The sequence below is a fragment of the Corallococcus sp. CA049B genome, assembly GCF_003611685.1.
Taxonomy (GTDB): domain Bacteria; phylum Myxococcota; class Myxococcia; order Myxococcales; family Myxococcaceae; genus Corallococcus; species Corallococcus coralloides.
In genome coordinates, this window is sequence record NZ_RAWC01000237.1 from 1 (window position 1) to 13951 (window position 13951).

General features: G+C 70.3%; 10 protein-coding genes and 1 pseudogene. 7 read left to right on the top strand and 4 right to left on the bottom strand.

Annotated elements, in window-relative coordinates:
* Nucleotides 1–537: pseudogene (locus tag D7W82_RS33345) on the top strand (serine/threonine protein kinase); the annotation flags it as partial.
* 174 nt (nt 538–711) lie between these two features.
* A complete protein-coding gene (locus D7W82_RS33350) occupies nt 712–1959 on the top strand; it encodes a serine/threonine-protein kinase (protein WP_120622175.1) in 1248 nt (415 codons plus the stop codon).
* An 834-nt stretch (nt 1960–2793) separates the two neighbouring features.
* On the opposite strand, the gene D7W82_RS33360 is transcribed toward D7W82_RS33350, so the two are convergent.
* The 4 genes from D7W82_RS33360 to D7W82_RS33375 all read right to left on the bottom strand — a co-directional run bounded on the left by D7W82_RS33360 (nt 2794) and on the right by D7W82_RS33375 (nt 8482).
* Nucleotides 2794–5598, bottom strand: a complete 2805-nt coding sequence (locus tag D7W82_RS33360; RefSeq protein WP_120622177.1) for a beta-propeller fold lactonase family protein — start codon at nt 5596–5598, stop codon at nt 2794–2796.
* Between the two features lie 164 nt (nt 5599–5762).
* Nucleotides 5763–7013 carry a hypothetical protein gene (locus tag D7W82_RS33365; protein WP_120622178.1) on the bottom strand — a complete coding sequence of 417 codons (1251 nt, stop codon included), beginning with the start codon at nt 7011–7013 and terminating at the stop codon, nt 5763–5765.
* 99 nt (nt 7014–7112) lie between these two features.
* Nucleotides 7113–7802: a hypothetical protein gene (locus tag D7W82_RS33370; RefSeq protein ID WP_120622179.1), complete on the bottom strand. Its 690-nt coding sequence runs from the start codon at nt 7800–7802 to the stop codon at nt 7113–7115.
* A 2-nt stretch (nt 7803–7804) separates the two neighbouring features.
* Nucleotides 7805–8482, bottom strand: coding sequence for a carboxypeptidase-like regulatory domain-containing protein (locus D7W82_RS33375; protein WP_120622180.1), 678 nt, complete (start codon nt 8480–8482; stop codon nt 7805–7807).
* 325 nt (nt 8483–8807) lie between these two features.
* Between D7W82_RS33375 and D7W82_RS33380 the strand changes: the two genes are divergently transcribed.
* The 5 genes from D7W82_RS33380 (at nt 8808) to D7W82_RS33400 (ending at nt 13876) form a co-directional block, all read left to right on the top strand.
* Nucleotides 8808–9407 (top strand): hypothetical protein, encoded by a 600-nt coding sequence (locus tag D7W82_RS33380; RefSeq protein ID WP_233588094.1) that lies wholly within the window; start codon nt 8808–8810, stop codon nt 9405–9407.
* Between the two features lie 19 nt (nt 9408–9426).
* The gene (locus D7W82_RS33385; RefSeq protein ID WP_120622182.1) at nt 9427–9978 is read left to right on the top strand and encodes a hypothetical protein; all 552 of its coding nucleotides are present in this window, start codon (nt 9427–9429) and stop codon (nt 9976–9978) included.
* A gap of 92 nt (nt 9979–10070) precedes the next feature.
* Complete coding sequence (locus D7W82_RS33390) at nt 10071–10802, top strand: lytic transglycosylase domain-containing protein (protein WP_120622183.1); 732 nt, start codon at nt 10071–10073, stop codon at nt 10800–10802.
* Nucleotides 10803–11099: 297 nt separating this feature from the next.
* A complete protein-coding gene (locus D7W82_RS33395) occupies nt 11100–12137 on the top strand; it encodes a 6-phosphofructokinase (RefSeq protein WP_120622184.1) in 1038 nt (345 codons plus the stop codon).
* A gap of 104 nt (nt 12138–12241) precedes the next feature.
* A complete protein-coding gene (locus tag D7W82_RS33400; RefSeq protein ID WP_120622185.1) occupies nt 12242–13876 on the top strand; it encodes a long-chain fatty acid--CoA ligase in 1635 nt (544 codons plus the stop codon).
* Nucleotides 13877–13951 lie beyond the last annotated feature (75 nt).

Sequence of the window (13951 nt, forward strand, 5' to 3'; positions counted from 1 at the left end):
GCCCTGGCCTCCCGCCCCAGTTGGCCCCCGCCGGGCTGGGCGGGCTTCCTCAAGACGTGCGCGGGGGCCTCCGCAGCGGCAGCCCTCCAGTTGGGCTGCCCGGGAGCCCAGGTGCGGCCCGAACCGGGCGACTGCCCCGCCAAGGCCGTTGACGCCATGTTCAACCGCAAGCGTGAGGACGGGCTGCGCATGCTGCCCACCGACAACTTCAGCATCATCCTGGACAGGCGACAGCCCAAGAGCAGGGATCATGAGGGCGTCTTCGCGGACGGTCCCGTGACGGGTGAGATCTATGACAGCGACATTCCGGAACTTCCAGAAGGCACGCTCCTGTCAGGCTACCTGTGGACTCGCGGCGAGGTCTTCATCGGCCGGTACACGGAAGTGCACCTGCCGGATGGCCGGACCCTGCCGGTCTGCATCGAACTGGGCGATGCCAACACTCAAGGCTATTACCCGCCGTTTCCCGGCTCCAAGCCAGGAGCGGTGATCATGAATCGCATCGTCCCGGCCATCCCCGTCCAGCGCTGGCACTGACGCCGCCAACGTCAAACGCCTTTACAAACAAGTCCTCTCACCCCACACCCCGGGTGAACACGATTTCGGGGTGATTGAACCCGCCGCGTCGTTCCCGGCGGAAGGCGCGGGCACTACCTTGCAGCTCCCTTCGCGGGAATGCCTCTCGCGCGAGGTGCAAGGAATTGCCCCTCCATGACCCGACCGTCTGACTTTCCGCCCGACAGGGGTGTGGTCCTCTTCACGCAAGGAGACACCGCCTACGAGTTCTACCGGGACCTGGGGACCGGCCGCGTGGGCGAACGCGTCCTGCTCGCCCAGCTGCGCACGCCCCGGGGGCTGGGCTCCAGCGTGGTGCTCAAGTGCCTCCCCCGGCCCGACACGGCGGAGGAGGCCGAGAACTTCCAGCGCGCCCGCGCCCGGCTGGAGGAGGAGGTGCGGCTGGCGCGGCACATCCAGCACCCGCGCATCGCCCGCATCCATGGGCTCGTGGAGCTGACGCATGGGCTGTGCGTGGTGATGGAGCACCTGGAGGGGCTGACGCTCGACACGTTGTTGTCGGTGGCCCAGGCGCGCGGGCGCTACTTCTCCGAGTCCTTCATCCTCCATGTGGGCGCGGAGGTCGCGGCGGCGCTGGACCATGCGCACACCCGCACGGATGAGGCGGGCACGCCGCTGGGCATCGTCCACCGCGACGTCAACCCGGGCCGCGTCCGCCTGGGGCCGCGAGGCGAGGTGCGGCTGACGGACTTCGGCATCGCGCTCTCCCGCCTGACGGGGCGGGTGGCGACGTCCTTTCCACGGGCCCAGGGGGACGTCCTCTACGCCGCGCCGGAGGCCTTGCTGGGCGAAGCCGTGGACGCGCGGACCGACCTCTTCTCCCTGGGCCTGACGCTGCTGGAGTTCGCCACCGGCCGGCACCTCTACGACCCGGGCCACCTTCTCGCGGAGGAACTGGAGGCGCGGCTGTCGAAGGAGGAGCAGGAGCAGGTGCTCGCCGCGTCGGTGGCGTCCCTGGGACTGGAACTGCCCCCGTTCGCGGAGGATGCGCTCCGGTGCGCCATGGTCTTCCGCTCCGAGGACGTGGAGCGCGCGGCGCAGGGGCTGTCCGTGCCGCTCCGGGACATCCTCCACACGCTGCTGCGGCGCGACCCCGCCGAGCGCTTCGCCACCGCCACCGAACTGGAGTCCGTGCTGCGCGCGAGACAGGCGCAGCAGCCACCCTATTCGGGCGAGGACGCGGTGAAGGAGGTCCAGCAAGCCCTCGCGGAGGCGGACACCCTGCTCTGGGACATCGAGGTGCCGGACGACGAGGGCGGTATCTCAGTCCCCGTCGAGGACGAGATTCCAACCCAGCCCGCCTCCCCCCGCGACGCAAGGGGCCCGCTCAAGACGCAGCGCCACCCGGATGAGGTGACGACGGCTCCCGGCCGGGCAACGTGAGCCGGGGCGAGCGCCCATCGACCGCAGCGACAGAGTGCCGGACCCTCTACTGCTGCTCAAAGGTGGCCACGCACCAAGAGCATCCGGTGACCCATTTTTTCAGCCATGTCTTGGATGAAGCGCCCTGACAGCGGAGGCCAATTCCAGAACTTGAATCCCAAATTCCCGAAGCCCCACGGAAACTCGCCGTTCCATTCCACGAGCCGCTCGGGCTTCCCACATTTCGGGCACCCAAATTCTGCGCCGTCGTTCCCGCTGTACCAATCGTCAACCGCCTCCGACCAACCGTCCTCGGGCTCGAATCGCGCGCCGCACGCACGACACGCCAACTCACCTCCGATGGTATAGAAGACGGTTCGGCCCACCTCGATTTGGAGGCCGTTCGTCAGAAGGCTCAAAATCCCCGTCTCTTCGTCGGGCCCCGCCACCGCAGCGCGATACCCGAGCCCCGGTCGATGCCCCAAATCTCCAAGGGCCGAGTCCGTCAGCCCCCCTTCAATGATGCGTCGCGCGACGAGCCAGTCACGTACCTCGGCCGCAAGACGAGGGGCCTCATCCGCGGATGCGTCCCTGTCCACGATTATCTGAAAGGAATCACCCATGAGAGGCAAGGTATCCGCACAATCAGTGCACGGGCCACCTTTCCGTCGTGTCCCTCAACACCAGCCACCCCGAGAAGTGTAGAGCGCAACTCGCCACAAGCTCGTACACACCCAGTGAGTCAACATGCGCAGGTAGCAGTCCTCGAGTTTCTCCCCGCCCTGGAGCCTCCCGTTCACGGCCCGGGCAACAGGTGCCCGGGCCGCGGAGTGTCACCAGATGCTGGCGCCGCCGTTACGGGTGGCTGGCGGGGTCCGCGGGGTTCGTGCCCGCGGCCCGCTCATCCCCGTCCAGGAAGCCGTCCAGGTCCCGGTCGATGCCCACGCGCTGACCGGAGCCCGGCGGCGTGCAGGTGTACGTCAGCACGCCCTGGTTCGCGGCCACGCCCGAGCGCAGCGACGCGGACGGCACCAGCGGCAGCGCCGCGCGGTCCGCCTTGAACTGCCCGCTGCCCAGGTAGCGGAAGCCCATCTCGTACGTGCCCGCGCGGCCCTTGGCCACCAGGTCGCACTCGCCCGCGTCCGCGCGCGCCATCAAGAGGTCGATGCGCGTCCCCACCACCGCCGCGTTGGTCGCGGTGAGCGTCACCTGCTGGCCCACGATGGGCGCCAGGTTGGTCTCGAAGGCGAACATGTATTCCTCCATGTCCTTCTTCGCCTGGAAGCCCGCAGGCGTGTCCGGGATGCCCACCTGGTTGAAGATGGGGTGGAAGTCGAAGCCGCTGTTGAAGAGGAACAGCGTGGGGATGGCGCCGTCGCTGTTGAAGCCCGTGCCGCGCACCTGGTCCCCCAGGAACGGATCCACCGGCGTGTTGCCGAAGGGGAAGCCTGCGCCGAACATGCCGACCTTCTGGTACAGGTTCCGCAGGTGCGGGACCTTGGGGAACAGCGGCTCCGCGTCGAAGGAGCTGCGGCCGTCCGTGCCGAAGAAGCCCTTGAAGGGGCCCTCGCCCGGGTTCGCGTTCACGTCCACGCGGTGGCAGGACTCGCACGACCCCGGGAAGAAGCTGGTGGTGTTCGTAAAGAAGTCCTTGCCCGCCGCCTGCGAAGCCGTGAGCGAGTTGTCCAGCTTGCGGATGGGGTTGGGCGGGTAGACGACCTGGAGGATGAAGTCGGAGAACTTCTGCATCTCCACCTCCGACAGCTGCGAGCTGCGGCCCAGGAGGTCCTTGAACGCGGGGTTGAACTGCTTGAAGGCCGCGACCTCGTCGAAGGTGCCGCTGTTGGGCTGCGCGCTGGGCGCGCTGTCGCCGCCGGTGCGGTCCCCTCGCCAGTGCATGGGGCCCTGGTTCGCCATGCCGCGCAGGCTCTGCGTGGACAGGGGGCCCTTCATCGGGTGGAAGGACGTGTCCTGACCGAACGTGGGGTCCGTGCCGAACTCCGGCAGCACCGGCACGACGGGGTTGTAGCTCGCCTTCACGTCCCCGTCCGGGTTGCCCAGGTCCCAGGTCGTGCTGTCGAAGTCGCCGAAGATGTGGCAGCTGCCGCAGGACGAATCGCCGTGGCTGGAGCTGTTGCGCGCGTCGTAGAGGAACGGGCGGCCCTGCACCACGCTGACCGGCTCCGGGTTGAACATGGGCAGGTGCGCGACCTCCGTCTTCGTCGCGGTGTTGACGACGGAGATGGCGTTGTCGAAGCGGGTGAGCACGTACAGGCGCCCCCGGGCCTCATCCAGCACCAGGCCGGTGGGGCCTCCGCCCGTCAGCGCGACCTGGTTCGCGGTGGAGGGCGTGAAGGTGCCGGACTCCAGCTGGGACGTGGCGTACACGCCCAGCTTCGACGAGCCGAACGCGGCGACCCAGAGCGTGGCGCCATCCGACGTCACGGCCATGCCCGTGGGCTGCGCGAGGCTCTTCTCGCTCTCCGCGTTGGGCGTGGCCGCGCAGCAGGCCGCGTAGTTGATGTGCGTGTTGAGGTGGCGGGGCGTGACGGAGGGCGCGCTGGGGTTGCCCAGCACCGTGATGCGGCTCTCGTGCAGGTGGCCGCGCAGGGTGCTGCCCGTCAGGGTGCCGGGGCCCTCGAAGCGCAGGTCGTTTCGCGCTTCGGTGTTGCTCACGTAGACCTTCCCGCTCACCGGGTTGACGGCCATGTTGAACAGGATGGTGCCCACGCCGGCGTAGGTGCCCGCCGCGCCGGACACCTGCACGGGCGGGTTGGCGGTGGCGGAGATGGCGAAGACGTCCTTGTCCGGCAGGGAGAAGCGGACGTACTCGGTCCACGGGCGGTTGAGCACGTCCACCCAGTCCTCTCCGTTGTACTTCACGATGACGGAGACCTCCGGGGCGGGGATGCCCTGGTGGTTGACGTTGGGGCCGGGCACGCCGCCCACGGACTCGCCGCCGTTGGGCACCAGGCTCTCATGCACCACGGAGGTGCGGTTGCCGGAGTGGAACGCGGCCGCGTACACCCGGCTGCCGTCCGGCGTGGCCGCGAGCGCGCGAGGCGTGTCACCGAACAGGGTGAGGCGGGTGAGCGGCGTGCCGCCCAGCGTCGTGCCCAGGTTCTCCGAGTCGAACACCCAGACGTCCGCGCGGCCCACGCCCGGCGTGGTGAGCTGCGGGTCGAACCCCGTGTTCTGGCCACGGTGCGCGGCGGTGATGAACGCGCGCTTCCTGCCCGTGCCCGCGAAGACGATGTCGCGGGGCTCGTCGCCCACGAGCAGCGTGCGCGCCACGCTGCCGCCCTTCCCGTCCGCGTCCACCTTCACGACGCTGACGCTGTCGGACAGGTGGTTGACCACCCAGACCTCGCTGTTGGTGCGCGCGGCCACGGCCACGGGCTCCAGCCCCACGGGCACGGAGCCCTTGTGGGTGAGGCCGCTGGTGCCCACCTGGAAGATCTCCAACCGGTTGTCCGGCGTGTTGACGGCGTAGAGCCACTGGCCGTTGGGAGACAGGGCCAGGGGACGCACCTGGCCACTCTCGAAGACGGTGAAGTGCTGCGCCTGCGACGGGCTGCCCATGGCGAGGCCCAACAGCAGCGTCGCCGCGGACGCGGTGCGCTGGAGGACGCGGCGCACCGCCGGGTGTCTGGCTTTCATGAATGTCTCTCGGGGAAAGGGGGATGGGGACCCCCAGCTTCACTGTAGGGATGGCGTCTGACCTTGAGGGACGGGTGAACCCGGACCCGGTGGAATCGTTGCGCGGCGCAACGACTCCCTCCCTGTGTACGCAGTGAGGGGCGTTCCCTGGTCGATGGCGCCTTCTACCGGGGCCAGTCGCGCAGGAGCCTTTCGGCGGACTCCTGCTGGTCCCACCGCACGCGGCCGGTCAGCGTCAGGCCCCCGCGCTCGATGCGGATCCTCCGCCACACCGGGGAGCCCGGCACGTAGCGCGCCTCCGCGCGGGACCAGGCCAGACCGCCGGTGGCCTCCACCATGCGCATCACACAGGCGTCGAACTCCGCCTCCGGCAGCCAGCGCAGCGCGGCCAGCACCTGGTCGGACTCGAAGCCGCGCAGCGCGGACGGATGGCCGGTGACGGCCCTCAGGGCCTGGGGGCCCTTGCCCTCCGGGATGAAGGAGAGGCCCTGGGGTCCCAGCACGCAGAAGCCCTTGCGCTTGCCGAGCTTCGCGGGAAACACCGCCACGCTGTCCAGGCGCACGCCCGTCCGGGCCGCGCCGCGCAACGGGGGTTGCCGGTGCAGTTCCACGAGGAGGGCCAGCTCCGCCGCATCCCGGAGGGCGGGCGCGTGCCACCGGCGGTCGCCGTCCACGCGCAGGTCCCAGGCCCGCTCCACCCGGACGCAGCCATCCCCGATGGTGCCCAGCCGCACCTCCTGGAGAGGCCCGAACGTCGGCTTCCAGAGCAGCCGCTCGCTGGTCAGCTTCGCGTGCCCCGAGCGCAGCAGGTCCCAGAGAAGGGGGCCCATGCCCGTCCCCACGAAGAGGGCGACCGCCAGGCTCTTCAAGCCGGGGGGCGCCAACACCCAGGCCGCGAGCGTCGCGGGCAGACCGAAGCACCAGACCCAGCCGTAGTACGCAGGCAGCTCCGCGCGAAACCGCCTCTCGCGGTCCTCCCGTGCCCCCTGGGCGACGGCCTCGTAGACGAGCACCTCTCCCGGATTCAGCGCCCAGCGCACCTCCTGGGACACCAGCGCCTCCAGCCGCGTCAGCGCCTCTTCCAGCGACACGCCTTCGGGCGCCACCGTCAGCACGTCCAGCCTGCGCCGGGCCAGCCGCGTCAGCCGCTCCCGCCGCGCCGACAGCTCCCGCGCCGCCTTCAACACGGGCGTGTCGTCCGGCCAGGCCTCCTGCACGGCGCGACGCTGGACGCGCTCCAGCGCCTCCGCCACCGCCTGGGCTTCGGCCACGAGCGCGGGCACCAGCTCCGGACGCCGCGTCAGCGCGCGCCGCCACCGCCGGCCGGACAGCGCCTTCTCCAGCGCCGCGTACGGCCGCCTCGCCGCCGCGAGGACCTCCGCGCGACCCTCCAGCTGACGCTCGACGTCGGCCACCGTGAGGCCTGGCGGAGCAGTGCTGGGACGTGACCGCTCGGGCATCGCGCGGGACAGCATAGCCCCGCGCGCGACAGGCCGCCGGATGCGAGCCCGCGGCTACTCCACCGGAGGCTCCAGCTCCAATCGCTCACACTGACGCAGCATCTCCGCCGCGTCGGCGGGCTCCCCGGACGAGGGCGGCACCGCCTCCGACCAGGGCACGGACGGCTGGGTCGGCGTTCCCATCGACTCCTTCAGGAGCGCGATGAGGTCCTTCGCCGAGTCCCGGGGAAACGACGTCACCGCCCGCAGCGGCAGAGACTCCTCGCAGGGAAGCGCGGCGGCCTGGAGCAACAGCACCGGCGAGGGCGGCGGGGCCACCACCGCCACGGGCTCTGGAGGCAGCAGATCATCCGGGTCGAACCCGAAGGGCACCCGGGGCGCCGCCTGGAGCGGCACGGCCTCGGGCTCCTCGTCCTCCTCCTTCGGGATGCACCGCAGCGTGTTCAGGCGGGGCGTGGGCGCTTCCCCGAGCGTCGGCGTGGACAGCTCCGGCAGCAGGGGCTCGTCCCTCCTGGGAGGCCACAGGGGCACCGGCAGCAGCACCACGGGCGGCTCGCGCAGGGGCAGCGAGCGCACCCGCGCGCCTCCCAATTCCACCGCCGCCTTCGCCAACGCGGCGGCGTGCTCCGCGAGCACCCGCTCCGCCCAGGCCTTCACCCACCGCGCCAGGGAGAGCACCCAGGCAAGGTGCCGCCGCTCGCGGGGCCGCGCCTCCACGGCCTCGGATGGCGGAACCGCGTGCATCGTCACTCCTCCTTCACCGGCATCCGGATGATCAACGGCGACGTCCCGGTGGCCAGCCCCTCCGACTCCACCGACAGCAGCTCCCCCTCCGCGCGCACCTCCAGCCGGCCCAGCGACCCTCCCGGTGGCAGGCGGGGAAAGTGGAAGTGCCCTTGCGCGTCCGTGCGCGTGCTCAGCTGCAGCGAGGGCAGCGCCACCCACGCGTCCCGGATGGGCACGTCACCGGGCCCCACCACCCGCCCCAGCAGGGGGGCCTGCGCGGACACCGCGTCCACCAATGACAGACATCGCACCTCCGCCCGGGGTTGCTCCTTGCGCACCTGCACCCGCAGGCGGAACGCCGGACGCGGCACCGAGCGCAAACCCGCCCACAGCGCCGCCGGCACCGGGCTCAGGTCCACCTCCAATTCCTTGTCGCTCATGGCCGCGAAGACCAGGTCCCCCAGCAGCCGGTGCGCGCGCTCGGGCGTCTCCGCGCCCACCGTCACCAGATAGCAGACGGTGAACTGCAGGGCGTTCCGCTTCCCCGTCCGGGTCAGGGGCGCCGGCCCCAGCTCCAGGAGGTAAAGACAGACACCCCGGTCCAGGGCCTCACGGTCGGGCACGCCCAGGTGCACCGGCGCATCCGTGGCAATGCGTCCCACCCACGCCTTCATGCGCAGATCGACTTCGTCGATCATCCCTGGCCCCCCGGTTTCCGGCCTTGAATGCCACGCCACCGTTTCCTCTCATCATACGCTCTCATCGGGCGGTTTGGCTGGACATCACCCAGGGGATTGAACAGGACGTCCTTGATTTGACAGGCATTGCGCGCAATCCCGAGTCCTGTGGGACCACGCAGCGTGTCGGGAACCGGGCAGTCCCTCCACCGCGGGTCGTGGCACCCCGGAAAGCCCGTACGGGTTTCGCGTGAAGCGCTTCATTTCCCGCTCGCCTTCCGCGAAGAATGGCCGCTGGGCCGGCATTCACCGTGGAACTTTCGTCATGACGATGGACTCTTCTTCCTTGAGACGACGACACCCCTCCCTTCTCTCCTCGGGCATCGCCCTGGGGTGCCTGGCGGTGTTGGGCACCGCCACCCCGGCGCTCGCCCAGGACGACGCGCCCCACAAGGTGGGCCTGCTGCTGGACGCGGGCGCTCCGCACGGCATCGGCCTGTCCGCGGTGGTGCGCCCCACGAACTGGCTGCGGCTGCAAGCGGGCCCCACCACGAACACGCTCAGCGTCGGCGTGCGCGGCGGTGTGACCCTCCTGCCGATAGACACCTTCATCGCGCCGACCCTCAACGTGGAGGCCGGGCACTACTTCGGTTCGGAGTACAGCGAGGTGCTGGACTGGCTGGGCCGTGAGCCGAGCGCCGCGTCGGAGGCCATCCGCGACGTCACCTACAACTACGTGACGGGCAGCCTGGGCCTGGAGGTGGGCACGAAGAGCCGCTTCAACTTCTTCCTGAACGTGGGCCTGAGCTACGTGGCGATGACCGTGCCGGACCCCACGCCGCTCCTCCAGGACGCCTCCGGCGACGACAGCATCACGTCCGGACCGCTGCACCTGCGCGCCACCATCCCGTCGGTGAAGCTGGGCTTCATCGTCTACTTCTTCTGAGCCAGGAGACCCACCCACCATGCGAACGAAATCCTTCCGCACCCTCCTGCTCGCTGGCGCCGTGGCCCTGTTGGGCACGGGCTGTGATTCGCTCTTCACCGTCGAGGTGGAGGCCGAGCGCATCTGCAAGTCGGAGAACGACCTGTCCTTCCCCGCCTCCCCGCCCATCGCCGGCTCCGTGGAGCAGTCCTTCACGATTCCGCTGGGTGACTTCGCCAGCGCGCTGCCCGAGGACGCCGACGTGGAGACGGAGCTGCGGCTGAAGCTCTTCGACGCCACCGCCAGCACGGACATCAGCGGCATCGAGCGCGCCAGCCTCTCCGTGCGCAAGCCGGGCTCCGCGGAGTACGTGCTGCTGGGCGAGTTCCGGCGCACCGGCACCGGGGGCTCCACGAACAAGCTCCAGCTCACCAGCAGCGGCGCGGTGGACGTGCTGGACCTGGCAAAGCAGGAGGAGCTGGAGTTCCGCTTCCAGGCCACGGGGTCGCCCCCCACGCAGTCGTGGACCGCGGACGTCGAGGTCTGCGTGGGCGCCAAGGCGAGCGCCAACTACTTCGGCCTGCTGTTCTGAAGCCTCCACTCCCGCCCCGGCGCTGGACGCCGCCGGGGCGGCGAGCCGGCCGGAAGCTGGACGGGGACCCCTGGCGCCCTTAAGTGGGGAGGGTGGGACGCAAGCGGGCCGTGGGCGGCATCGAGATTCCGGGATGGGCGTGGCTGGTGCCGTGCGCGCTGGTGCCCGTGGTGCTGCTCAACCTGGGCGTGGCGTGGCTGGGCGAAACGCAGGTGTCGCCCCTGTCCTTCTCCTTCCTCCAGACGAAGGCGCGCGCCCTGGGCGCCTACGTGGCGCACCGGCCCGAGTGCGTGCTGGACGGCCACCCGCCGCTGGAGCCGCTCATCGAGGACACGGAGCGCCGCCACGGGATTCCGCCGGGGCTCCTGAAGGCGCTCATCCAGGTGGAGTCGGAGACGCGGGTGCACCGCATCTCGCCCGCGGGGGCCATGGGCCCCGGGCAGCTCATGCCGGACACGGCGGCGCAGATGCGGGTGGAGGACCCCTTCGACCCGGCGCCCTCCGTCAACGCGAGCGGGCGCTACCTGGCCGAACAACTGCGCAGGTTCCGCGACGTGCGCCTGGCGGTGGCCGCGTACAACGCGGGCCCCGGGTCGGTGAACGGGCGCGTGCCGCGCAACGGGGAGACGGAGTTCTACGTGGCCAAGGTGCTCGCGGCCTATGAGCACACGAAGCCGAAGGCCCCCGTCGCGCGCAAGGCCCGTCCGCCGGACGCGTCCTCGAAGCCGGGCGCCGCATCGAAGGCGAAGGCCCCCGTGAAGCCCTCGTCCCGTCCAGCAGCAGGCAGCAAGCCCGCCGCGAAGCTCGCCTCCGCGACGCGTTAGGGGCGAGCGCCGGGTGGGCCCCGCCGCGTCAGCTCCCGCCGTCGTGGGTCCGGGCGGCTTCCAGCTTGCGCCCGTGCAGGCCGCTGGCCGCGCCCGTGTCCAGCCACAGCTCCCCCAGCCGCCCGGTGCGTGGCGCCGCGCGGCAAGGCCACGCGCTCCCGGGAATGACCCGTGGACATGGCCGGCGATTGACAGGCCCGGTCCCCCGCACGCCTGGGGACCGGGGAAGGTTTCCCACGGGCGTTCCGTGCAATCCGTCCTCACGCGCGGAGGCCGGGTCGCGCTAGAACCGGACCCATGAAAGTCGCCGTGCTCACCGGCGGGGGTGATTGCCCCGGCCTCAATGCGGTCATCCGCGCCATTGTCCGCCGTGCCAGCGAGCACGGCTTCGAGATGATGGGCCTGCGTGATGGATGGAAGGGCCTGCTGGACGACAACCACTTCCGCCTCACGCGGGAGACCACCTCCGGCATCCTCCACCGGGGTGGCACCATCCTGGGCACCTCGCGCGTCAACCCGTTCAAGGTGGAGAACGGCCTGGAGCGCGTGAAGCGCTCCATGGAGCGCAATGGCATCCACGCGGTCATCGCCATTGGCGGCGAGGGCACCCTGTCCGCCGCCACGCGCATGTCCCAGGAGGGCCTGCGCATCGTCGGCGTGCCGAAGACCATCGACAACGACCTCAACGGCACGGACTTCACCTTCGGCTTCGACACCGCGGTCGCCATCGCGACGGAGGCCGTGGACCGGCTGCACTCCACCGCGGAGTCCCACAAGCGCGTCATCGTCTGCGAGGTGATGGGCCGCCACGTCGGGTGGATCGCCACCTACGCGGGCATCGCTGGCGGCGCGGACGTCATCCTCGTCCCGGAGATTCCCGCGGACCTGGAGGCCGTCGCGCAGCACCTGGTGCGCCGCAACGCGGGCGGGCGCACCTTCTCCATCGTCGTGGTGGCGGAGGGCACGCGCATCAAGCTGTCCGCGGAGCAGACCGAACAGCTCGTCACCACGGGCGCCCTGGACGAAGCGGGCCGGCCGCGCCTGGGCGGCGTGGGCAACATCGTCGCGGCGGAGATTGAGCGGCGCACCGGCTTCGAGACGCGCGTCTCCGTGCTGGGCCACATCCAGCGCGGCGGCGCCCCCACGGCGCACGACCGCGTGCTCGCCACCCGGTTTGGCGTGCATGCGTGCGACATGGTCGCCCGCGGCGAGTTCGGCAAGATGGCCGCCCTGCGGGGCAACGAAATCGTCAGCGAGCACCTGGCGGAAGCCACCCGCGAGCTCAAGCGCGTCCCCGAGGAGTTCTTCAAGGTCGCGCAGGTTTTCTTCGGCTGACATTGACGTGATGCGCCATGCCTGCCCCCACCGGGAGTGGCAGGCGTGACGCCGCGCATCCGGTAGCATCCGGCCCTTCCCCCTCTCCCGAAGGGATGGTGCCGATGCTCACCGGTCGCATGATGGACTTCCCGCTCACCCTGACGCACTTCCTGGAGCGGGCGCGCTCCTATTACGGCGCGCAGGAGATCGTCAGCCGCAAGCCGGACAAGTCCCTGCACCGCTACACGTACGCGGACTTCCACCAGCGTGTCTGCCAATTGGCGAACGCGCTCACGCGGCTGGGAGTGAAGCCCGGGGACCGGGTGGCGTCGCTGAGCTGGAACCATCACCAGCACCTGGAGGTGTACTTCGGCGTGCCGGCGATGGGCGCGGTGATGCACACGCTCAACCTGCGGCTGCACCCCAACGACCTGGGCTACATCGCGCGCCACGCGGAAGACACGGTCATCGTGGTGGACCGCTCGCTCTTGCCGCTGGTGGAGAAGTTCGAGAAGGCCGCCGGCCACATCAAGCACGTCATCGTCATCCCGGATGACGGGCCGGTGCCGGAGGGGCGGCTGGACTACGAGAAGCTGCTCGCGGCGGAGTCGCCCACGTTCGAGTTCCCGCGCCTGGATGAGAACAGCGCGGCGATGCTCTGCTACACGTCCGGCACGACGGGCAACCCGAAGGGCGTGCTCTTCAGCCACCGCTCCATCGTGTTGCACACGCTGGTGTGCTGCCTGCCGGAGGTGCTGGGGCTGAGGGAGTCCGACACGGTGCTGGCGGTGGTGCCCATGTTCCACGCGGCGGCGTGGGGCCTGCCCTTCGACGCGCTGCTCACGGGCGCGAAGCAGGTGCTGCCGGGTCCGCACCTGGATCCGCAGTCCCTGCTGGAGCTGATGCAGAACGAGAAGGTCACGGTGGCGGGCGGCGTGCCCACCATCTGGCTGGGCATCCTGGCGCAGCTGGACCGCGAGCCGGGCAAGTGGGACCTGGGCCGGATGCGGCACATGGTGATTGGTGGCTCCGCGGCGCCGCCAGCGCTGATTGACGGGTTCCGCAAGCGCCACGGGCAGAACGTGCTGCACGCGTGGGGCATGACGGAGATGAACCCGGTGGGCACGCTCGCGCGGCTCAAGGGCGACTTGCACACGGCGTCGCCGGAGACGCAGCTGGAGGCGTACGCGTCGCAGGGCTACTCCGTGCCGTTCGTGGAGACGCGCCACGTGAGCGACACGGGGGAGATTCTTCCCTGGGACGGCAAGGCCATGGGTGAGTTGGAGGTGCGCGGGCCCATGGTGGCGGCTTCGTACTACGGGGACGAGGGCAAGGACCGGTTCACGAAGGACGGCTGGTTCAAGACGGGCGACGTGGTGACCATCGACCCGGCGGGCTACCTGCACATCACCGACCGCAGCAAGGACGTCATCAAGTCCGGCGGCGAGTGGATCAGCTCCGTGGCGCTGGAGAACGCGCTGATGGCGCACCCGTCCGTGCTGGAGGCGGCGGTGTTCGCGGGGCGGCATCCGAAGTGGGACGAGCGTCCGCTGGCGGCGGTGGTCTTCAAGCCGGGGCAGGAGACGACGAAGGCGGAGCTGACGGCGCACCTGGAGAAGCAGTTCGCGAAGTGGTGGCTGCCGGATGACATCCTCTTCGTGACGCAGATTCCGCGCACGTCGACGGGGAAGTTCCTGAAGATGAAGTTGCGGGAGGATTACGGCGACCACCTGATGAAGGCGTCGGTCGCGTCCTGAAGTGGTTGGAAGGACCGCCGGGCAGCTGACACTGGGAGTCCGTGGCTCGCACCGGGGCGGGGCTGGGGGTAACGT